The sequence below is a fragment of the Plantactinospora sp. CNZ321 genome, from assembly GCF_004217235.1.
In genome coordinates this window covers 1,654,556-1,675,122 of record NZ_SHKQ01000001.1, presented here as the reverse complement: position 1 = coordinate 1,675,122, position 20,567 = coordinate 1,654,556, and the positions used below count along the sequence as shown (strand labels likewise).

Genomic DNA, 20,567 nt, shown 5'->3' with positions numbered 1-20,567 from the left:
TAGGACGAGGAGCGACACCGAAAAGCACAAGGGCCCCCGAATCAGCTCGATGGACATTCACCATTCCATCGGCCGACTCGGGGGCCCTTCGCGCTAACTTAGCGGACCGCCCCGGGGGACGCTGCTACGGCAGTGCGTCAGCACTCTCTCCAACTGAGGTGGTAGACGCTGCGCACACTGCCGCGGGTCGAGTCCATCGCCATGAAGCTCGTACCACTCTCCGAGTCCCCGACATCCACCCGCAGTTCGGTGTTCACGTTGAGATTGCGTTCCTGGCCGCAGGGCGCGTAGATCAGTGTCGAGGCCCGCTCGGACGTCCGCCACACGCCACTGTACGGCCCGGTGAATTCGTGGCTCTGCTGCGCGTTGGACGAACTTCCCATGAAGTAGTAGTTGGAGTGCTGCGAACCGCTGGCCCCGCGCTGGAGGTACGCGAAGCCCTGCAGGTCCACCTGGGACACCGCGAAGGTGAAGCCCTGTGGGATCTTCACTCGCAGGTTGAGCTGGCAGTTCTTCCTGAACTCGGTCGGCTTCGCCCCGGCGCCGGCCAGGACGAAGTAGTCGCTGTAGCTGACCGTGAAGGCCGTGTTGTCCGCGGCGGTGCTGACCTGGGCGGTCCCCGCCGGGCACCCCGAGCCGTTGACGGTCTCCACGCTGATGGTGATCCCCTCGGCGGGGGTCACCAAGGGCTCGGTAGCTACCGTCGAGGCAAACAATGCCGCGAGTACGCCGCCGACAGCCATCACGTTGGGCATGGTAGTTCCTTCCGGTCGTCGCGATGCGGTCGCGCCCGCAGCCCACCATAGCCAGGACATTGATGGTCGTCAATTAAACAATCTTGTAACCATACACATTTTAAGAAACGCTGATCAATTCTCATCGATCAAGCCGCAGGTATCCACGGGCCACGCCGTAGCATGGCACCCGGACACGACCCGGCGACCCGCCGCCCCTTACCCATGCCGGGCGGGAGCGACATGACGCTTCATGACCTTCACCAAGGCGTCCGACGGAAGATCCGAAGATCGGCGGATCCGCTGACTCCGACGTCACCCGCTTCGTACGGTGAAGCCTCCGGAGCCGGCCGGGGGTAATGGTTTCAGAGCCTGCGACTAACGGATTCCGAGATTCGGGCGTAATGTTCGCGAAACACCCGGGGTATTGGTTTCGGAGCGCCATCGGGTCGCCCGTGTCCCGACATGCGAGAACCGTCGGTCTCCGAAAGACCCGCCGCCGTCCCGGACCTCGCAGGAGATCCGGGACGGCCGGGGAGTATCAGGCGGGCGGCGTCAGGCCGACGGATCGGTGCCGCGGCGGGGACGCCAGACGACCAGCGCGGTCGAGGGCCGGCTGGTGGGCACCAGGTCCCGGCGGGGCAGCCCGCCCACCGCCTCCAGCTCCGCCACCCGGCGGTAGGCGGCCTCCAGCTCGGCCTGTAGACCGGCGACCCGCTGCTGGAGCTCGTCAACCATCTGCTCCAGCACGATGATCCGCTTGATGCCGGCCAGGTTGACACCGTCGTCCTGGCTGAGCCGCTGCACCTCACGCAGCAGCGCCACGTCGCGGGCGCTGTACCGGCGCCCACCCCCCGGGGCGCGACCGGGCTGCACCAGCCCCATCCGGTCGTACTGCCGCAGGGTCTGCGGGTGCATGCCGGCCATCCGGGCCGCGACCGAGATCATCAGGACCTTGGCGTCGGACGCCTGCTCGACCGAGACGACGACGTAATCCTCGGCCACCTTGATCACCTCCGCGTTGCCAACAGCTCAGTTGAAACGACGCACCCGGGCGTCGAGATGTTCCCGTGCCGCCGCCGGAGTTTGCGCGGCGAACTCCTCCAGCGCCTTCCTGGCCTCCGGCGAGAGCTGCTCGGGAACCATGATCTCCACGGTCACCAGCAGATCGCCGGCCTGGCCGTCCCGCCTCGACACACCCCTGCCCCGAGCCCGGAGCGTACGGCCGCTCGGCGTGCCCGGCGGCACCCGCAGGGTCACCGACGAGTCCAACGTCGGCACCCGCAGATCCGTCCCGAGCACCGCCTCGGCGATGGTGATCGGCACGGTCAGGGTCAGGTCGTCGCCGCTGCGCCCGAAGATGTCGTCGGAGCGGACCTTGACCAGGACGAACAGGTCGCCGGGCGGGCCGCCCCGATCGCCCGGCTCACCCCGGCCGGCAAGCCGGATCCGCTGACCGTCCGCCACCCCGGCCGGAAACCGCACGTTGAGCGTGCGGGACTTGGTGACCCCGCCGGTACCCCGGCACTCCGGGCACTTCTCGTCCACGATCGTGCCGACGCCCTGGCACTCGCGGCACGGCTCGGAGAAGCTGAACGAGCCCTGGTTGCGGGTGACGACCCCGGCACCCCGGCACTGCGGGCAGGTCCGGGGCAGCGTCCCCGGCTTGGCGCCGTCACCGTGGCAGGTGTCGCAGACGCCGGGAGCGCGCAGCGTCAGCGGCACCGTGACCCCGCGTACCGCGTCGCCGAAGTCGAGCATGACCTCGGCCTCGACGTCCCGGCCCCGGGCCGGGCCGCGGGTCCGGGTCGGACCACCGCCGGAAAAGATCGAACTGAACAGGTCGGAGAAACCCGCACCGCCGAACCGGCGGTCCTCGCCGGCCGCGCCGCCCGGCTGGCCGACCCCGCCGAAGAGGTCCGAGACGTCGAACGGGTAGCCGCCAGGACCGCCCGCCCGGGCGTTGCGCCGAAACGCGCCCGACCCGAAGAGCGAGCGCATCTCGTCGTACTCCTTGCGCTTGCGCGCGTCGGCGAGCACGTCGTACGCCTCGGAGACGGCCTTGAATCGCTCCTCGGCCTGGGTGTCACCCGGGTTGTGGTCCGGGTGGGATTCCCTGGCCAGCTTCCGGTAGGCCTTCTTGATCTCGTCAGGAGAGGCGGACCTGGCCACCCCCAGCACGGCGTAGAAGTCCTTCTCCAGCCAGTCTTTGGAACTCATCGGTCGTCCACCCCCTTCCCCTGTGGCGCGGTCGAGGTGCCGCCCGCACCCCATCCGACGGACGGCGTACGGGTGACACCTCGACCGCGACGCACCGGCTCAACCTCGCTTCGACCCGGTCTCCTCCGGCACCGGAGCACTCACTCCGGCTCCGGATCGGCCACCCCGACCAGCGCGGCCCGCAGCAGCGAATCGTTGACCTGGTAGCCCCGGCGCAGCACCTCGACGCAGGTGGACTCGGTGACGTCGGCTGAGGTCTGGTGCGCGACCGCCTCGTGCAGGTTCGGGTCGAACGGGTCGCCCTTCTCGCCGAACGGGGTCAGGCCGAACTTGCCCAGTGTCGTGATCAACTGTTCTGCCACCGTGCCGAACGGCCCGACCAGGTCGCCGTGCTCGCGGGCCCGGTCGAGGTCGTCGAGTACGGGCAGCAGCGCGGCCAGTACGACCCGGGTGGCCCGGTCCGCGTCCCTGGACCGCTCCCGGTCCATCCGCTTGCGGTAGTTGGCGAACTCCGCGGTCACCCGCTGGAGATCCTTGACCCGCTCGTCCAGCTCGGCCCGGAGCGCGGCCAGCTCGGCGCCGAGCGGGGCGGACCCGTCGGCGTCGGCGGCGGCCTCGGCGACCGGATTGACCGGTGCGTCCACCACCGGTCCGTCCGTGCCGGACGGTCGCTCCGCCGCCAGCACCTCGGCGAGTTCGGTGTCGTCGACCACCGGGGGGCCCGGCTCGGTGGTCTCGGCGCCGGAGTCGTCGGTGGTGGGGTCACCCGGATCGGTGGTCGAGTCGTCCACCTCCGGTCCGCTCTCGGCCGACTTCGCGTCGTCGACAGAGGCTGCGGCACCGGTCGACGCGGTGTCGTCGACCTCTCCGGCGGCCACGACCGGCTCGGCGTCGCCCGGCGGCTCGGGGTCCGGGTTCGGATCCTTCGCCGCCAGGGTGGAGCCGTCGGTCGTACCGTCCGGGTCGGCTGCTGCCGAACCCGGCTGGTCGTCGGTCAGGTTGATCTTCCGGTTGTTCCGGATGACGACGCCCTCGCCGGCCGTGTCCGTGACGGGGTCGGCGGGTGCGGAGCCACCCGGCACCGATCCGGTGGACTCCGGATCAGCGGCTCGTGGCTTGTCCGTCATTCGACTACCTCAATCCGTTGTGCTTGCGGCCAGGCCGGGTACGCAGGGAGCGGAACGTCACTTCTTGTCGTCCTCGTCGACGATCTCCGCGTCCACCACGTCGTCGGCGCCACCCTTGGCACCGGTCGGTCCGGCCTCGGGGCCGGCGCCGGCGGCACCCGGCTGCCCCTGCTCGGCCTGCTGCTGCGCGTAGAGCAGCGAGCCGGCCTCCTGGGAGATCTTGAGCAGCTTCTCGTGGGCCGACTTGACGCTCTCCAGGTCGGTCCCGCCGAGCGCGGAGCGCAGGTCGCCGAGGGCCTCGTTGATCTTGTCGCGCGGCTCGGCCGGCAGCTTGTCCCCGCTCTCGGCGAGGAACTTCTCGGTCTGCCACTGGAGCTGCTCGGCCTGGTTGCGGGTCTCCGCCTCGTCCCGGCGCCGCTTGTCCTCGTCGGCGTGGTCCTGGGCGTCCCGCATCATCCGCTCGATGTCGTCCTTCGGCAGCGCCGAGCCGCCGGTGATCGTCATCGACTGCTCCTTGCCGGTGCCGAGGTCCTTCGCGTTGACGTGCACGATGCCGTTCGCGTCGATGTCGAAGGTGACCTCGACCTGCGGCACACCGCGCGGCGCCGGCGGCAGGCCGGTCAGCTCGAAGGTGCCGAGCTTCTTGTTGTAGGCCGCGATGTCCCGCTCGCCCTGGAAGACCTGGATCAGCACCGACGGCTGGTTGTCGTCGGCCGTGGTGAAGACCTCGGAGCGCTTCGTCGGGATGGTCGTGTTGCGCTCGATGAGCTTGGTGAAGATGCCGCCCTTGGTCTCGATGCCCAGCGACAGCGGGGTGACGTCGAGCAGCAGGACGTCCTTGACCTCGCCCTTGAGCACGCCGGCCTGGAGCGCGGCACCGACCGCGACGACCTCGTCCGGGTTGACGCCCTTGTTGGGCTCCCGGCCGGTGAGCTGCTTGACCAGCTCGGAGACGGCCGGCATCCGGGTCGAGCCGCCGACCAGGATCACGTGGTCGACGTCGGAGACCTTCACCCCGGCGTCCTTGATGGCCTGGTCGAACGGGCCCTTGCAGCGGTCGAGCAGGTCCTGCGTCATCCGCTGGAACTCCGCCCGGGTCAGCGTCACGTCGAGGTGCAGCGGTGCCGACGGGGCACCGTCGCCGCCCGCCGGGCCGGCCGTGATGTACGGCAGGTTGATGCTGGTGGTGGTGGCGGCGGAAAGCTCGATCTTGGCCTTCTCGGCCGCCTCGCGCAGCCGCTGCATCGCCATCTTGTCCTGGGACAGGTCGACACCGTGCTGGCCACGGAAGGTCTTCACCAGGTGGTCGATGACCCGCTCGTCCCAGTCGTCGCCACCGAGGAGGTTGTCACCGCTGGTCGACTTGACCTCGATGACCCCCTCGGCCAGCTCCAGCAGCGACACGTCGAAGGTGCCGCCACCGAGGTCGAAGACCAGGACCGTCTGCTCCTTGGAGCCCTTGTCCAGCCCGTACGCCAGCGCCGCCGCGGTCGGCTCGTTCACGATCCGCAGGACGTTGAAGCCGGCGATCTCCCCGGCCTCCTTGGTGGCGGTCCGCTGCGCGTCGCTGAAGTACGCCGGAACGGTGATCACGGCGTCGGTGATCCGCTCGCCCAGGTACGCCTCGGCGTCCCGCTTGAGCTTCATCAGCGTCCGGGCGGAGATCTCCTGTGAGGTGTACTTCTTGCCGTCGATGTCGACGGACCAGTTGGTGCCCATCTCCCGCTTGACCGACCGGATGGTCCGGTCCGGGTTGGTCACCGCCTGACGCTTCGCGACCTCACCGACGAGCACCTCGCCGTTGCGGGCGAACGCGACGATCGAAGGAGTCGTCCGCGAGCCCTCGGCGTTCGCGATGACGGTGGGCTCACCGCCTTCGAGAACGCTGACGCAGGAATTCGTCGTGCCGAGGTCGATTCCGACCGCACGTGCCATCTTCGCTTCCTCGCTTCGTTACAAGGCAGGTGACGGGCACCGCCCGCAGCGCACCCACCACAAGTTGAGTGGACCGGACTCAATAGTGCCACGATCCGCCGTACGCGCAAAGTCGGACTTGAGTCACATCGACGCAACCCACCGCGCGGCTTCCACCACCGCGAATCCGTCCGCGCGGGAGGCCATCGACGGTGGTCGTGGGTATCCGGACAGCCGGCCAGGAAACCGGCGGCGCACCGCGCACCGATCCGTGGGCGAGCACGCCTGTTGTCTGTCTTGCAGGGATCGGGCAGTCTTTACCCCGTGACGACCCACGGCGAACCGGCCACCGGCCTCGGCACGCCCCTGGTCGGCCCGGAAACCCCCATCGCCGACGCGGATCGCGAGCAGGCCGAAAGCCCCCTCCGGCGCCCGCCGGCCGACGACCCCGCCGTCACCGCAGGGCCGGTGCCACCGGCCGGTGACGCGGGGACGGACCTGCGCTGGGCGCTGACCCGGCTGCGGGGCGCGATCGACGTCACCGCCTATCCACTGGCGCTGCCCGGGGCGGACGAAGCCCGTCAGCTCGGCTCCGCGCTGCGGGCCCAGCTCGCCGACTATCTACTGCCCCGACTCGCCCGGCTCGACGCGCCGCTGCTGGTGGTCGTCGGCGGCTCGACCGGTGCCGGCAAGTCGACCCTGGTCAACAGCCTGGTCCAGGCCCGAGTCAGCAGCGTCGGCGTCCTTCGGCCGACCACCCGCTCGCCGGTGCTGGTCTGCAGCCCACTCGACTCGGCGTGGTTCCGGCAGGGCGACCTGCTGCCCGGGCTGACCCGGACCACCAGCCCCGGAGATCAGCCGGACACCCTGCACCTGGTCACCGCACCGGCGCTCCCCGCCGGGCTGGCCTTCCTGGACGCGCCGGACATCGACTCGGTGGTGGACGCCAACCGGGCGCTCGCCGCCCAACTGCTCGCCGCCGCCGACCTGTGGCTCTTCGTCACCACCGCCGCCCGGTACGCCGACGCGGTGCCCTGGGAACTGCTGCGCACCGCCCGGCTTCGCGGCACGGCGATCGCGCTCGTCCTCGACCGGGTGCCGCCGGCAGCCGCCGACGAGGTGACCGCGCACCTGGCCGAGATGCTCGCCGAGCACCAACTCGACGCCGCGCCGCTGTTCGTACTCCCGGAGACGGTGGTCGACGGGCAGGGGCTGCTGCCCGGACGGCTGACCGAACCGCTGCGCTCCTGGTTCGGCCGGCTCGCCGCCGACTCGGAGGCCCGGGCGGCGGTGATCCGGCAGACCCTCGACGGCGCCGTCGCCGCGCTCGGCCCGGCCGTCGAGAGCCTGGCCACCGCCGCCGACCAGCAGGCGAACGCCGCACAGGCGCTGGACGAACGGGTCCGCAGCGCCTACCGGGGCGCCCGCCGCTGTGTCGAGGAGGCGCTGCGGGACGGCCGGCTGCTCCGGGGCGAGGTGCTGGCCCGATGGCAGGAGTTCGTCGGCACCGGCGAACTCTTCCGCACCCTGGAGGCCCGGGTCGGCCAGCTCCGTGACCGGCTCGTCGCGGCGGTGACCGGCCGTCCCGCCCCGAACGCCCAGCTCCGCAGCGCGATCGAGTCGCAGCTCGTCACCCTGCTGCGGGAGTCCGCCGCCACCGCCGCCGAGCAGACCGCCGCGGCCTGGCAGACCCATCCGGCCGGCGCCGCGCTGCTCACCAGCGAGCTGTCCCGGCCGGGCGAGGACCTGCCGGAGCGGGCCGAGCGGCTGGTCCGGGACTGGCAGCGCGGCGTACTCGAGCTGGTCCGCACCTCCGGCGGCGACAAGCGGTTCGTGGCCCGCAGCGCGGCGTACGCGGTGAACGCCACGGGCCTGGCGGTGATGATCGCCGTCTTCGCCTCCACCGCGTTCATCCCGACCGGGCTGGAGGTGGCGGCGGCCGGCGGCACCACCGTCGCCGCCCAGAAGGTACTGGAAGCAATCTTCGGCGACCAGGCCACCCGCAGCCTGGCCACCCGGGCCCGGGCGGAGCTGCTCGGTATGGTCGACCGACTCTTCGAGGAGGAGGCGGCCCGCTACCTGGCCCGCACCGCGACCGCCGGGGTCGACGCCGGCCACGGCGACCAGCTCCGCGAGGCCGCCCGGCTGGTCGACGCCGCGCGGGACGGGGCGGACCAGACAGCCGGAGCGGAGGCGGCCCGATGACGGACATCCTGGGCAGGGTCCGGGACACGTTCCGTTCCGACCAGCGGGCCGACCCGGACCGGCTGGTCGAGCGCCTGCACGCGATCAACCGGTTCCTCGGGGTCGTCGACGGCCACCTGCCCGACGAACGGCTGGTCGCGGCGCACACCCTGATCGAGCGCGCCGGCACCCGGCTGGCGCTCTCCCGCGACCACACGGTGGTGGCGCTGGCCGGTGCCACCGGCAGCGGCAAGTCCAGCCTGTTCAACTCGCTGGCCCGGTTCGAGATGTCACCGGTCGGGGTACGCCGGCCGACCACCGGGGTCACCCACGCCTGCGTCTGGGGGCCGCTGCACGACGCCACCCGGCTGCTCGACTGGGTCGGCGTACTGCCCCGGCACCGGTTCGTCCGGGAGAGCGCGCTGGACGGGGCGGACGAGGCGGCCCTGCACGGCCTGGTCCTGCTCGACCTGCCCGACTTCGACTCGGTCGAGTGGTCGCACCGCTCCGAGGTGGACCGGCTGCTCGGCCTGGTCGACCTCGTCGTCTGGGTGGTCGACCCGCAGAAGTACGCCGACAGGGTGCTGCACCGCAGCTACCTGCGCGAGTTCCACCGGCACCGGGACGTCACCGTGGTGGTGCTCAACCAGGCCGACCGGCTGGCACCGGACGACCTGCCCCGGGTCCTCACCGACCTGCGCCGGCTGGTCGACGCCGACCAGCTCAGCGGGGTGCCGGTACTCACCACCTCGGCGCTGACCGACGCCGGTACGGCACCGCTGCGGGCCCAGCTGGAGCAGGCGGTGGCACAGCGGCAGGCGGCACTGCGCCGGCTCTCCGGAGACGCGGACGCGGTCGTCGACGGGCTCGCCGGGCTGGTCGCCCCGGGGCGGGCCGACGACGACGTGGACCGGCCGACGATCCGCCGGCTGATCGACGCGCTGGCCGCCGCGGCCGGCGTACCGGCCGTGGCGGAGGCGACCGAGCAGGCGTACCGGCACCGGGCGGTGGCGGCGACCGGCTGGCCGCTGGCCCGGGGCCTGCGACGCCTACGCCCCGACCCGCTCCGCCGGCTGCACCTCGGCGAGGCGCCCGTCGCGCCGGAACGCGCACCGGAGCCGGGTGGGCTGCTCGGCATCGAGCGCGCGCCGGTGGCGGCGACCTCGGTGCCCGAGCCGACCGCGGCGCAGCGCTCCGCGGTCGGGCTGGCCGTCCGGGCGGTCGCCGACCGGGCCGGCGCGACGCTGCCGGATCCCTGGCCGGCGGCGGTGACGGCGGCGGCCCGCTCCCGGCTGGCCGACCTGCCCGACGCACTCGACCGGGCCGTCGCCACCACCGACCTCGGGGTGCAGCGCCGGCCGGTCTGGTGGCGGCTGGTCAACGCGGTGCAGTGGCTGGTCACCGTCGCCGCCGCGATCGGCCTGGGCTGGTTGGTCCTCGGCTACGCGGTACGCGCCCTCGGGCTGCCGGAACTGGAGTATCCGATGGTCGGGGTGGCGCCGCTGCCCACCGCCCTGCTGCTCGGCGGCCTGCTCTGCGGCGCACTACTCTCGCTGCTGGTCAAGCCGGTGATCAGGTGGGCGGCCCGCCGGGCCCGGTGGCGCGCCGAGGGCCGGATGCACGACGCCGTGGCCGAAGCCGCCCGGGGCTTGGTGGTGACCCCGGTCCGCGAGGTGCTGCGGGCCTACGCCGAGGCACGGTCCGCCCTGGGTGTGGCCTCGGCCCGCCGATGACCGGCCGCGCCCCGACGGCCGGCGGCGGGTCGTCGCCGATCGGCGGGTGGCGGCCGGTCCTGGTCCGGGGCGGGCTGGTGCTGCTCGGCGTACTGCACGTCTGCTGGGGGGTGCCGGCCGTTCTGGCGCCACGCTGGTTCTTCGACAACTTCCCCGGCTTCGGGCTCTCCTGGACGGCCGGCTACCCGCCGTACAACCCCCATTTGATGACCGACGTCGGGGCGGCGTTCCTGACCCTGGGCGTGATGTTGCTGGCGGCCGCCTGGTTCGACGACCGTCGGGTCACCGCCGTGGTGCTGACCGGGCTGCTGATCTTCGGCACCGTGCACCTGGTCTTCCACCTGGCGCACACCGGCACGCTGAGCAGTGCCGATCTGCTCGCCAGTCGGGGGGCGCTGCTGCTCGGCGTGCTCGGTCCCGGCGCGCTGCTCGTGCTGGACCGGCGCCAGCGGGCGTAGGGTCGGTGCATGGCCTCGCCTCGGACCCCTTTTGAAGCCGTGTTGCATGCCGCCCGCGACGTGACCAAGCTCGACTGCGCCCTGGACGCCGAGATGCTCGGCACCGCACTGCTGGGCAGCGTCTACGCGATCGCGGAGGAGGATCGCAACAATGCCGTTCGGGACTTCGTGGGCGACTTCCTCTCCGCGACGTCCCGTCGGCGTACCGCCGCCGCGACCACGATCCGGACCGTCTTCGCGGCCCTGGTGCCGGACGCCGCCGGCGCCGCCTCGGTCCGGCCGGGCGCGCAGGCGCCGTCCTGGTCCGACCAGCTCGGCAAGGTACGCCTGACCGGCAGCTACGCCTACGGCGACGTGTACGGCGACCAAACCTCCTACCTCGCCACCTTCGCCTATGACGACAGTGCGGCGGGTGGCCCGGAGCACGCGGTGGTGGCCCTGGTCGACCACAACATCGGCATCACCAAGGACGTCTTCGTCGGCGGTCCCGCCGAGCGGATCCTCGGCGAGATCCGGCAGATGTGTGCCGGTGACGCGCTGACCTGGTTCCGGGAGGAGGATCCGGCGCGGCTGCGCGGCGAGGTCGCCCGGCACCTGGACATCACCGACGAGTTGGGGGACCTGCCCGACCAGGGTTCGCTCGCCACCGACCGGACCCTGGTCGGTGCCCGGCTGGCGCTGCTGCCCCCGCCCGCGCCGACCGCCGTCATCGGCGACGCGGCCGAGCCGCTCTCCACGACCGAGCGGGACCGGTTGGTCCGGTCCTTCCTCGCCTCGCCCGAGGCCGCCCGGTTCGGCCTGTCCGAGGTACCCGAGGCCGATCTCGCCTCGCTGCACTTCTGCCTCAGCCTGGTACTCGACCACGCGGCGACCTTCGCCGAGCCGGACCCGCTGCGGTGGAGTCCGGCGGTGGCCGGCCTGTTGCTGCTCGACTGGGTGCACCGGCGGGCGGTACTCGACATGGACGACGCCGCGATGCTGCCGAGGGTGGTCCGGAGCTGGGCGGCGTACGCCGGCCGGTTGCGCGGGCTGCCGGCCGAGGCGGCGGCCCAGACCGACAGCTCGATCGAGGAGATGGTGCCGGAGTTCGTCCGGCTCTACACCACCGGGGAGCGACGCAGTCCGGCGACGGCGGCGGTGGCCCAGCTCATCGCCGACGGCGTCGACCCGAACGACCCGGCGGCGCTGGACGCCTGGATCGAGGCGAACCGGCAGCGCCTGGACGAGGACCCGGCATAGCCCCCGGTCAGCCTTCCTCGACCGGCTGGCCCATCAGCTTCGCCCGGCGGGCGGTCAGCGCGGGCAGGTCCACCCGGACCGGCCACGGCTGCCCGGTCGCGAACGGCTCGGTGGTGTAGTGGGTGACGTACCGGTATTTCCGGCTTCCCGGGTCGAGCACCAGTTCGGCGAGGGAGATGCTCGGCTTCTCCTCCTCGGGCACCACGATCCAGTACGCCGGAACCCCGGCCCGGGCGTAGAGCGCCCGTTTGGTCTCGGTGTCCCGCAGCGCCGAGGTCGGCGACACCACCTCGACCACCAGCAGCGCGTCGACGATCGGGAACGGCGTACGCCGCAGGTGCTCCGCCCGGGTCACCACCACGTCCGGCCGCGGCTCGTTGTACGCGTCGACCGTGGTCGACTGGTCGGTGCCGACAGCGTAATCATCAGAAGGACAGGAATCCTCCAGGATGTTTGCTATCCACCGGGCGATGGTGTTGTGGTCGATCGTGGCCGAGGGGGACACGATGATGCTCCCGTCAATCAGCTCGTAGCGCCGGCCGTCATCGGGCAGGGCGTGCAGGTCTGCCGTGGTGTAGCCGTGCGGGCCGGGCCGGTCGAGGGCGATCGGGGCGGCGCTCATCGGAGAACCTCCGGGATCGGTCGGGGAAGCCACGAGGTCAAGGCTACGGGTGGAACGTTCACGGGCGCCACGCTAACGGAGAGCACCGACAGTTTCACGTAACGACGCCGGGGCGGCGCGAGTGCGCCGCCCCGGCGTCTGGGTACTCCGGAGAATCAGATCGCGACCTCGTGGTCGTCGTGCAGGCCGCCACCGCCGCCGGCCGGCGCGGTGCTGCCGCTCGTCGGGCCGGTCAGCGCGGTGCCGAGGCTGCGGGTGTCGTAGGCGTACGTGATGATCGCGTGCGCGATCGCGTCGGACATCTCGTCGATCGCCTTCAGGCTGACGTTGTCGATGTCGTCGCAGGCCTGGTGGTAGCAGGGGTCGTAGGAGACACCGGCGGTGCCGCCGTAGACCCGGGCCTCCTCGGCCGTCTTGACCTGCTCTGCCCCGGTGAAGAGACCACCGGAGGGGATGTCCACCCCGGCCGCGATGAACGGACCGTAGTCACTGCGCCCGGAGAACGGCGTCTCGGCCGAGGCCAGCCGCTGTGACCGGAAGTAGTCGTGGAAGAGCTTCTCGATCGCGCCCGAGCCGGGCGGCCCGGCCGCCGACCCGGTGCCGGGCGGGAAGGCCGAGTTGTCGCCGTCGTAGACGAACCGGACGTAGTTCGGCGAGCCGACCATGTCGAAGTTCAGGTAGAGGGCGATCCTGTCCCGCTCCGCCTGCGGCAGGTTGGCGATGTAGTACGTCGAGCCGACCAGGTTGGCCTCCTCGGCGCCCCAGAGCGCGAACCGCACCTTGTTCCTGGTGGGGAACCAGCGCATCTGCTCGGCGATCTCCAGCAGCGCGGCACTGCCGCTGCCGTTGTCGTTGATGCCCGGGCCCTCCGCCACCGAGTCGAGGTGCGCACCGGCCATCACCACGTTGCCCGGGTCGCCCCAGCGGGACTCGGCGAAGATGTTCTCGGTGGTGGCCTGCCCCCGGAAGGTGTCGGTGAAGACCCGCAGGGTCAGGCCGCCGGCGACCTGGCCGACGAGTTCCTGGCCGAGCGCCTGCGAGATGCCGACGGCGGCGAAGTCCAGGGTGTACGCGTTGCCCAGCGTCCCGGAGAGGTCACCCGGGATGTTGTTGTAGATGACCACCGCCGCCGCGCCGGACGCCGCCGCCGTGCTGGCCTTCTGCCCGAACGGGCAGGTGCCCCGGCTGACCACGACGATCGTGCCGACGTTCGCCGGGCCGTAGTCGCCCGGTTCGCAGCCCTGGGAGTCGCCGGCCGGCACACTGGCCGGAGCGGTCACGTCGGCGCTGCCCGAGTAGCTCATGATCCGGTGTGGCAGGTCGCCGGCGGGCGCCGACACCCGCTCCAGTTCGGACGGAGTGTTGATCAGGAAGGTCTGGAAGTCGAACGCCTGCCGGGTGACCCGGTATCCCGCCTTACGGAACACCTTCTCCGCGTAGTCGACGGACCTGTCGTATCCGGGTGCGCCGGAAGCGCGGTTGCCGTTGTTGCGGTCCGCGATCTTCTGCAGCTCTTTGAGGTGTTTCTGGACGCCCTTGGCCGTGACTGCCTTCCGCAGCACCCAGGAGCCGAGGCTCCCGAGGCCGGAACTGGCCTGTGCCGGTGCCGGCGCGGCCACCACCGCGAGCGCTGTCACGAGCGTGGTGGCCAGTAGGCCACGGCTCCACCGATTGCTGGTCCGACCCACGCTGCCTCCCTGTCGGTCACCGGGGTTACCGGTCTTATCGAGGGAGGTCAGCATAGCCACGGGTAACTGGCCGGTGAATAGTCCAGCCGAGTCGGCTTACCGGCCGGTAGTGCGGGAGGGGCGGGAACGATCGGTCACGGAGGGCCGGCGGGCCACGCCCTGGGAGAGCAGGTCGGGCCCGCCGGCACCGCCGGTGACCGAACTGGCCCCCCGCCAGCCGATCGGGCCGGCGGCGCCGGCCCGGGGGCCGGCGCCGCCGAAGGCCGTCGTTGCCGGTCGACGACCTTGTCCCGGTAGGTCGGTCCGCCTCGGGCGGGAAGGGACCGAATCCTTTCTCGTCTCGCTGACGATAACCACTGTGGTAGCTTCTCGTCAAGGTGGTGATAATTCAGATGGCCGAATACCCGCCGTTCGCCGTCACCGTCGACCTGGTGGTCCTCACCGTGCGGGCGGACGAACTCTGCATTCTGCTGGTACGCCGGGGGGTGCCGCCGTACCAGGACCGCTGGGCGCTGCCCGGCGGGTTCGTCGGCTTCGACGAGGACCTGCCGGACGCGGCCGCCCGGGAGCTGACCGAGGAAACCGGAGTTCCCGAGCCGATCGGCCACCTCGAACAGTTGGGCACGTACGGGTCACCGAAACGGGACCCGCGGGGGCGGGTGGTCACCGTGGCGTACCTGGCGCTGCTGCCGGACCTGCCGACGCCGGTGGCCGGTACGGACGCGGCCGCGGCGGACTGGCTCCCGGTGTCCCGGGTCGCCGACGCCCAACTCGCCTTCGACCACGACGTCATCCTGGCCGACGGGCTCGAACGGGCCCGGGCCAAGCTCGAGTACACCCCGCTGGCCACCGCGTTCTGTCCCCCGGAGTTCACCATCGCCCGACTGCGGACGATCTACGAGACCGTCTGGAACAGCCGGTTGGACCCGCGCAACTTCCACCGCAAGGTCACCAGCACCCCGGGGTTCGTGGAGCCCGCCGGCCGGGTCACCGAGGGCGACCGGGGCCGGCCAGCCCAGCTCTTCCGGCGCGGCCCGGCCGAACTGCTGCACCCGCCGATGCTCCGCCCGTCGGTCACCCGAGGCTGAAGCCGAACCGGCCCCGAACCGCCCCGAGCGGCCCGAGCGGCCCGGAGCCGAACCGGCCCGAGCGGGCCGGCCCGAGCGAACCGGCCCGAGCGCGACCGGGAACCGATCGGCACGAAGCCGCGTCACGTCACGTGGCGCTGGTCGGGCTTCAGGCCGCCGTCGCGGCCGGCGGAGTGCCGCCGGGCGGAGTGCTGGGTACCGGTGCGGGAGTCGGCGCGGGAGTCGGCGCGGGGGCCGTCGGTCCGGGGGTGGCGGTCGGTGCCGCCGAGGCCGTCGCGCCCGGTGTCGGTGCGGGACCGGTCGGTGCCGGCGAGGAGGTCGGCTCGGCCGGGACGGACGGTGTGCCCGTCGGCGCGGGTGAACCGGTCGGCGCCGTGGACGGCGAGCCGGTCGGCGGCTCGGGCGCCGGCGACGGCGGCGGGGACGGCAACGGGGACGGCGACGGCAGCGGTGACGGCGGCGGGGACGACGGCGACGGGACCGGCGACGGCGGCGCGGGCGACTGGGTCGGCGGCCCGAGAACCGGCGGTACCGGCGCGCCCGGCTCGTTCCCGACGGGCGGGGCGATCGGCGGCAGCCGGCCGGGTTCGCTTCCGGAGGGGCCGGGTCGGACCGGCACGGCGCCGGGCGGGACGAGGAACGGCAGCCAGCCGGACCGCTCGGACCTGGCACCCGTACCGGCCGGTCCCGGTTCCGCCACCGGTGGCACGGTCGGATAGCTCGGCCGCACCTGCGGGAGCGCACCAGGCGGGGGCGGGACGAACGGAGTGGCGTCGGCCGGGCGCATCCCGTCGGAGACGGTCGCCGAGCCGCTGCCGATGGTCGCCATGATCGGCAACGAGGAGGTGCCGGCCAGGAGCGCGACCGTGAACAGGTACCGGCGGGCCGGGCGACCGAGCCCTTCCGCCCGGTGCACCCCGGTCACCCTCCGATATCCGACGTGTGCGCCGCCGGACCGGCGGTGCCGGGCCAGCAGCACCGGAGGCGGGGGCTGGAAACCGTGGTTGGGCACGGAAAACTCCTCGTCGTCGGCGGCGCGGGCCAGGCGGCGGCCGGGTGGTACACATCTGATCAGCAGTGACGCTGCCATTACCTACAGTGGCTGAGTAACCCTGTGTTGGCTAGCGTCGTACAGCGTGTCAGCGTCCGAGTTTTGATCGGCTCGACTTCCGTACCCGATCAAATCGGTTTATGTGGTGCGAAGCAGGCGGCGGCTTGGATCTGGCCGAGGCCGACCTGTGGCGGTACCGCGTTGCTCTGCGAATATGGAGCCGACGGCAACGCGGCCGCGACCTTCGCGCACCCCCGCGGCAGGCAGGACGCGGTGCCGGCGCTCGACGGACCAGGCTCGGCCAGAATCTGGTCCAGCCGCGTGGCTACCCCTACCGGGGAAAGGCGCGGCAGCCACCCCCGGTCCGGCACCAGCCGGACGGGCGCACCAGCTGCGCGGTCGGGACACCCCCGGTGCCGACGCACGAACGACAGGGAGATAGGGATGGCGAAGGGCGATCCCGCGGGTACGGCCCGCGGCAGACGAGCCACACCCCGGTCCGGACGATCTGGCGGGAAGTCCCCCGGCACCAGTGACCTGGTGCAACTACTCACGCCCGAGGGCGACCGGATCGACAAGGTGACCTGGTCCGACGGTACGGAGTACCGGGTCGACTTCACCGACGAGGAATATCGCGGTCTCTACCGGGACCTGGTGCTGGTTCGCCGGCTGGACGCCGAGGCGACCGCGTTGCAGCGGCAGGGTGAGCTGGGCATCTGGGCCAGCCTGCTCGGCCAGGAGGCGGCGCAGGTCGGCTCGGGTCGGGCGCTGCGGCCGCAGGACATGGCCTTCCCGACCTACCGGGAACACGGCGTGCTCTACTGCCGGGGCATCGACCCGATCATGCCGCTGGGCCTGTTCCGCGGCGTGGACCTGGGCGGCTGGGACCCGAACGAGTTCAAGTTCAACATGTACACGATCGTCATCGGTGCGCAGACCCTGCACGCCACCGGCTACGCCATGGGTGTGAACATGGACGGCCGGACCGGCACCGACGACGGCGAGGCGGTGATCGCCTACTTCGGCGACGGCGCCTCCGCCCAGGGCGACGTGAACGAGGCCTTCATCTGGTCGGCCGTCTTCAACGCCCCGATCGTCTTCTTCTGCCAGAACAACCAGTACGCCATCTCCGAGCCGTTGGAGCGGCAGACCCGGATCCCGCTCTACCAGCGGGCCGCCGGTTTCGGCTTCCCCGGGGTACGGGTGGACGGCAACGACGTGCTCGCGACGTACGCGGTGACCCGGGCGGCGCTGGACAACGCGCGTCACGGTCAGGGCCCCACCCTGATCGAGGCGTACACGTACCGGATGGGCGCGCACACCACCACGGACGACCCGACGCGCTACCGGATCGCCAGCGAGGTCGAGGCGTGGCAGGCGAAGGACCCGATCGCCCGGGTCAAGGCATTCCTCACCAGGCAGGGCATCGCGGACGACACGTTCCTGGCCGAGGTGGAGGAGCAGGCCAAGCAGGAGGCGCTGCGGCTGCGGGAGCGGGTGCTGGAGATGCCCGACCCCGAACCGCTGACCCTCTTCGACCACGTGTTCCCGAACGGTTCACCCGAGCTGGACGCGCAGCGTGAGTTCACCGCCCGTTACCTGGACTCGTTCGAGGGGAGCGTGCACTGATGGCCACCGAGACCCTCACCCTGGGCAAGGCGATCAACCGCGGCCTGCGCCGCGCACTGGAACACGACCCCAAGGTCGTGATCATGGGAGAGGACGTCGGCAAGCTCGGCGGCGTCTTCCGGATCACCGACGGGCTGCAGAAGGACTTCGGCGAGAACCGGGTGATCGACACCCCGCTCGCCGAGTCCGGCATCATCGGCACCGCGGTCGGGCTCTCCATCCGGGGGTACCGGCCGATCTGCGAGATCCAGTTCGACGGCTTCGTCTACCCGGCGTACGACCAGATCGTGTCGCAGGTGGCGAAGATGCACTACCGCTCGCAGGGCAAGGTCAGGGTGCCGATGGTCATCCGGATCCCGTTCGGGGGCGGCATCGGCGCGGTCGAGCACCACTCGGAGTCCCCGGAGGCGTACTTCGCGCACACCGCCGGGCTCAAGGTGGTCGCCTGCTCGTCGCCGCAGGACGCCTACACGATGATCCAGCAGGCGGTCGCCTCGGACGACCCGATCGTCTTCTTCGAGCCGAAGCGGCGCTACCACGAGAAGGGGCAGGTGGAGCTGGACGCCCCGCTCGGTGACGCCTACCCGCTGCACGCCTCCCGGGTGGTCCGGCCGGGCCGGGACGCCACGCTGCTGGCGTACGGCCCGATGGTGCGTACCGCGCTGGACGCGGCCACCGCGGCCGAGGAGGACGGCCGGGATCTGGAGGTCATCGACCTGCGCACCCTCTCCCCGCTGGACCTGGCTCCGGTGTACGAGTCGGTGAAGCGCACCGGGCGGTGCGTGGTGGTGCACGAGGCGCCCAGCAACCTCGGCCTCGGCGCCGAGATCGCGGCCCGGGTCACCGAGGAGTGCTTCTACTCCCTGGAGGCCCCCGTGCTGCGGGTGGCCGGCTTCGACACGCCCTATCCGGCCGCCCGGCTGGAGGAGGACTACCTGCCCAACCTCGACCGGGTGCTCGACGGTGTCGACCGCACCTTCGGGTGGTGAGCGGGATGTCGCGCGTGCGGGAGTTCCCCCTGCCCGATCTCGGCGAGGGGCTGACCGAGGGCGAGATCCTCAAGTGGCTGGTCGCGGTCGGCGACACCGTCGAGTTGAACCAGCCGGTCGTCGAGGTCGAGACGGCGAAGGCGGCCGTCGAGATCCCGGCGAAGTGGGGCGGCAGGATCACCGCGATCTTCCACGACGAGGGCACGGTGGTCGACGTCGGTACGCCGATCTTCGCCGTAGACACCGACCCGGGCGCCGGCGACCTGCCGGAGCCGTCGGCGGCGTCGCTGGCCGCCGTCGAGATCGCGCCCGCCGAGGGCGCCGTCGAGCCCGGCCTGATCGGTGGGCCCGCTCCGGGTGGCCGGACGGCGGTGCTGGTCGGGTACGGCCCGCGTACCGGTGCCGCGAAGCGCCGCCCGCGCAAGGGTGCCGGCGCACCCGCTCCGAACGGTATTCCAGCCCCGGTCGCCGCACCGGCTCCGGAACCGGTACGCGCGGCGGTCGAGCCGGTACGTCCGGCGGCTGTGACACCGGCACCGGCACCCCGGGCCGGCGGGGACGCCGCCGAGCCGGGTGCACTGGTGCTGGCGAAGCCGCCGGTGCGCAAACTCGCCAAGGATCTCGGGGTCGACCTGCGTACCCTGACCGGGTCGGGGCCGCTCGGCTCGATCACCCGGGACGACGTACACCGGGCGGCGGCGGGCACGGCGACGGCGGCCGAGCCGGCGCTGACCGGCGCGGGCACGGCGGCGCCGGCCTTCGGGCCGGACCGGGAGCAGCGGATCCCGGTCCGGGGCGTGCGCAAGCTGACCGCGCAGAACATGGCGGCGTCGGCGTTCACCGCGCCGCACGTCACCGAGTTCCTGACGGTCGACGTGACGCGCTCGATGAAGGCGCTCGACCGGTTGCGCAAGCGCCGGGAGTGGCAGGACGTCCGGATCTCACCGCTGTTGCTGGTCGCCAAGGCCGTGCTGCTGGCGGTCGGTCGGCACCCAATGGTCAACTCGACCTGGGCCGGCGACGAGATCGTCGTCAAGGAGTACGTCAACCTGGGCATCGCGGCAGCGACCGAGCGCGGCCTGATCGTGCCGAACATCAAGGACGCCGGCCGGCTCAGTCTACGCGAGCTGGCGGACGCGATGACGGCGCTGGTGCAGACCGCCAAGGCGGGGAAGACGGCTCCGGCGGACATGTCCGGCGGCACCCTGACCATCACCAACGTCGGCGTCTTCGGCGTCGACACCGGTACGCCGATCCTGCCGCCGGGCGAGTCGGCGATCCTGGCCTTCGGTGCGGTCCGGGAGATGCCCTGGGTGCACAAGGGCAAGGTCAAGGTCCGCCAGGTGACGACGCTCGGGCTCTCCTTCGACCACCGCATCATCGACGGTGAGCTGGGCTCGAAGTTCCTGCGTGACGTGGGTGACTTCCTGGCCGATCCGGAGGCGGCGCTGCTCGGCTGGACCTGACTCTCCGACACACGGCATCACCTGTGACGGCAGCCGGTGTGTCCCGGGTTACTCCCGGGCACACCGGCTGTGTCCGTTCGGTGACGAGGAATCATCGTTGTTTTGGCCGTCACACCTTTGATTCTTCGGCTCGTGGCTCAGCTCACCTAATAATCGGTGGCAGTCAAGGCGTCGGCGAGGTTCAATAGAGAGGACAAACGCGGTACACAACCGAATAGCCAGGGGGCGCAACACCATGAGCATGCTCAACCGAATTCGTCACCGCCGGGAGAGCGCGCGCCGCGCGCGGGCGATCCAGCGGGCACTGCGGGCGACGAGTTCGCCGGCTGTCCGCGACGAGATCCTCATCGCCGCGCAGCGTTACTACGGCTGACGCGGCGTTACTACGGCTGACCTCGCGACAGACTCCTCACCTCCTCCGCACC

Annotated in this window: 17 protein-coding genes; 10 read left to right on the top strand and 7 right to left on the bottom strand. The window is 71.7% G+C overall.

The window, feature by feature from the left end; all coding sequences use genetic code 11:
• Window positions 1–137 precede the first annotated feature (137 nt).
• The 5 genes from EV371_RS07390 to dnaK form a co-directional block, all read right to left on the bottom strand.
• Window positions 138–755 (bottom strand): DUF4360 domain-containing protein, encoded by a 618-nt coding sequence (locus tag EV371_RS07390; protein ID WP_130461390.1) that lies wholly within the window; start codon window positions 753–755, stop codon window positions 138–140.
• A gap of 534 nt (window positions 756–1,289) precedes the next feature.
• Window positions 1,290–1,682, bottom strand: a complete 393-nt coding sequence (locus tag EV371_RS07385; protein ID WP_207230714.1) for a heat shock protein transcriptional repressor HspR — start codon at window positions 1,680–1,682, stop codon at window positions 1,290–1,292.
• 84 nt (window positions 1,683–1,766) lie between these two features.
• Window positions 1,767–2,954 (bottom strand): molecular chaperone DnaJ, encoded by a 1,188-nt coding sequence (dnaJ, locus tag EV371_RS07380; protein WP_130461388.1) that lies wholly within the window; start codon window positions 2,952–2,954, stop codon window positions 1,767–1,769.
• A gap of 140 nt (window positions 2,955–3,094) precedes the next feature.
• Window positions 3,095–4,081: a nucleotide exchange factor GrpE gene (grpE, locus tag EV371_RS07375; protein ID WP_130461387.1), complete on the bottom strand. Its 987-nt coding sequence runs from the start codon at window positions 4,079–4,081 to the stop codon at window positions 3,095–3,097.
• A gap of 57 nt (window positions 4,082–4,138) precedes the next feature.
• Window positions 4,139–6,016, bottom strand: coding sequence for a molecular chaperone DnaK (gene dnaK, locus EV371_RS07370; protein ID WP_130461386.1), 1,878 nt, complete (start codon window positions 6,014–6,016; stop codon window positions 4,139–4,141).
• Between the two features lie 303 nt (window positions 6,017–6,319).
• Here dnaK and EV371_RS07365 point away from each other — a divergent pair, with 303 nt between their 5' ends.
• From EV371_RS07365 to EV371_RS07350, 4 genes are read left to right on the top strand one after another with little or no spacing between them, the layout of a single operon-like run.
• Window positions 6,320–8,200, top strand: coding sequence for an ABC transporter (locus EV371_RS07365; protein ID WP_130461385.1), 1,881 nt, complete (start codon window positions 6,320–6,322; stop codon window positions 8,198–8,200).
• Window positions 8,197–9,912: a GTPase gene (locus EV371_RS07360; protein WP_130461384.1), complete on the top strand. Its 1,716-nt coding sequence runs from the start codon at window positions 8,197–8,199 to the stop codon at window positions 9,910–9,912. The genes EV371_RS07365 and EV371_RS07360 overlap by 4 nt, the downstream gene beginning before the upstream one ends.
• Window positions 9,909–10,370 carry a hypothetical protein gene (locus tag EV371_RS07355; RefSeq protein WP_130461383.1) on the top strand — a complete coding sequence of 154 codons (462 nt, stop codon included), beginning with the start codon at window positions 9,909–9,911 and terminating at the stop codon, window positions 10,368–10,370. Before EV371_RS07360 ends, EV371_RS07355 begins: the two co-directional genes overlap by 4 nt.
• A 9-nt stretch (window positions 10,371–10,379) precedes the next feature.
• A complete protein-coding gene (locus EV371_RS07350) occupies window positions 10,380–11,609 on the top strand; it encodes a glycoside hydrolase family 12 protein (protein WP_130461382.1) in 1,230 nt (409 codons plus the stop codon).
• Between the two features lie 7 nt (window positions 11,610–11,616).
• Here the strand turns inward: EV371_RS07350 and EV371_RS07345 are convergent, their stop codons facing one another.
• Both EV371_RS07345 and EV371_RS07340 read right to left on the bottom strand, forming a co-directional pair.
• A complete protein-coding gene (locus EV371_RS07345; RefSeq protein WP_130461381.1) occupies window positions 11,617–12,231 on the bottom strand; it encodes a Uma2 family endonuclease in 615 nt (204 codons plus the stop codon).
• A 155-nt stretch (window positions 12,232–12,386) separates the two neighbouring features.
• On the bottom strand, window positions 12,387–13,919 hold the full coding sequence (locus EV371_RS07340) for a M28 family metallopeptidase (RefSeq protein ID WP_165436626.1): 1,533 nt from the start codon (window positions 13,917–13,919) through the stop codon (window positions 12,387–12,389).
• A gap of 392 nt (window positions 13,920–14,311) precedes the next feature.
• On the opposite strand from EV371_RS07340, the gene EV371_RS07335 reads away from it, so the two are divergent.
• From EV371_RS07335 to EV371_RS33325, 6 genes are all read left to right on the top strand, one after another.
• Entirely contained in the window at window positions 14,312–15,007 is a 696-nt protein-coding gene (locus tag EV371_RS07335) for an NUDIX domain-containing protein (protein WP_130461379.1), read from the top strand.
• Between the two features lie 131 nt (window positions 15,008–15,138).
• Window positions 15,139–15,726, top strand: coding sequence for a hypothetical protein (locus EV371_RS07330; protein WP_130461378.1), 588 nt, complete (start codon window positions 15,139–15,141; stop codon window positions 15,724–15,726).
• Window positions 15,727–16,502: 776 nt separating this feature from the next.
• Window positions 16,503–17,687: a pyruvate dehydrogenase (acetyl-transferring) E1 component subunit alpha gene (gene pdhA / locus EV371_RS07325; RefSeq protein ID WP_130461377.1), complete on the top strand. Its 1,185-nt coding sequence runs from the start codon at window positions 16,503–16,505 to the stop codon at window positions 17,685–17,687.
• Window positions 17,687–18,676: a transketolase C-terminal domain-containing protein gene (locus tag EV371_RS07320; protein WP_130461376.1), complete on the top strand. Its 990-nt coding sequence runs from the start codon at window positions 17,687–17,689 to the stop codon at window positions 18,674–18,676. Before pdhA ends, EV371_RS07320 begins: the two co-directional genes overlap by 1 nt.
• 5 nt (window positions 18,677–18,681) lie before the next feature.
• Complete coding sequence (locus EV371_RS07315) at window positions 18,682–20,142, top strand: dihydrolipoamide acetyltransferase family protein (protein ID WP_130461375.1); 1,461 nt, start codon at window positions 18,682–18,684, stop codon at window positions 20,140–20,142.
• Between the two features lie 235 nt (window positions 20,143–20,377).
• A complete protein-coding gene (locus tag EV371_RS33325) occupies window positions 20,378–20,515 on the top strand; it encodes a hypothetical protein (protein ID WP_165436625.1) in 138 nt (45 codons plus the stop codon).
• Window positions 20,516–20,567: the final 52 nt, after the last annotated feature.

Coding starts and splice junctions, on each gene's coding strand:
- EV371_RS07390 (WP_130461390.1), bottom strand. CDS start 755: ATGCCCAACGTGATGGCTGTCGGCGGCGTACTCGCGGCATTGTTTGCC.
- EV371_RS07385 (WP_207230714.1), bottom strand. CDS start 1,682: ATGATCTCGGTCGCGGCCCGGATGGCCGGCATGCACCCGCAGACCCTG.
- dnaJ (WP_130461388.1), bottom strand. CDS start 2,954: ATGAGTTCCAAAGACTGGCTGGAGAAGGACTTCTACGCCGTGCTGGGG.
- grpE (WP_130461387.1), bottom strand. CDS start 4,081: ATGACGGACAAGCCACGAGCCGCTGATCCGGAGTCCACCGGATCGGTG.
- dnaK (WP_130461386.1), bottom strand. CDS start 6,016: ATGGCACGTGCGGTCGGAATCGACCTCGGCACGACGAATTCCTGCGTC.
- EV371_RS07360 (WP_130461384.1), top strand. CDS start 8,197: ATGACGGACATCCTGGGCAGGGTCCGGGACACGTTCCGTTCCGACCAG.
- EV371_RS07355 (WP_130461383.1), top strand. CDS start 9,909: ATGACCGGCCGCGCCCCGACGGCCGGCGGCGGGTCGTCGCCGATCGGC.
- EV371_RS07350 (WP_130461382.1), top strand. CDS start 10,380: ATGGCCTCGCCTCGGACCCCTTTTGAAGCCGTGTTGCATGCCGCCCGC.
- EV371_RS07345 (WP_130461381.1), bottom strand. CDS start 12,231: ATGAGCGCCGCCCCGATCGCCCTCGACCGGCCCGGCCCGCACGGCTAC.
- EV371_RS07335 (WP_130461379.1), top strand. CDS start 14,312: ATGGCCGAATACCCGCCGTTCGCCGTCACCGTCGACCTGGTGGTCCTC.
- pdhA (WP_130461377.1), top strand. CDS start 16,503: ATGGCGAAGGGCGATCCCGCGGGTACGGCCCGCGGCAGACGAGCCACA.
- EV371_RS07320 (WP_130461376.1), top strand. CDS start 17,687: ATGGCCACCGAGACCCTCACCCTGGGCAAGGCGATCAACCGCGGCCTG.
- EV371_RS07315 (WP_130461375.1), top strand. CDS start 18,682: ATGTCGCGCGTGCGGGAGTTCCCCCTGCCCGATCTCGGCGAGGGGCTG.
- EV371_RS33325 (WP_165436625.1), top strand. CDS start 20,378: ATGAGCATGCTCAACCGAATTCGTCACCGCCGGGAGAGCGCGCGCCGC.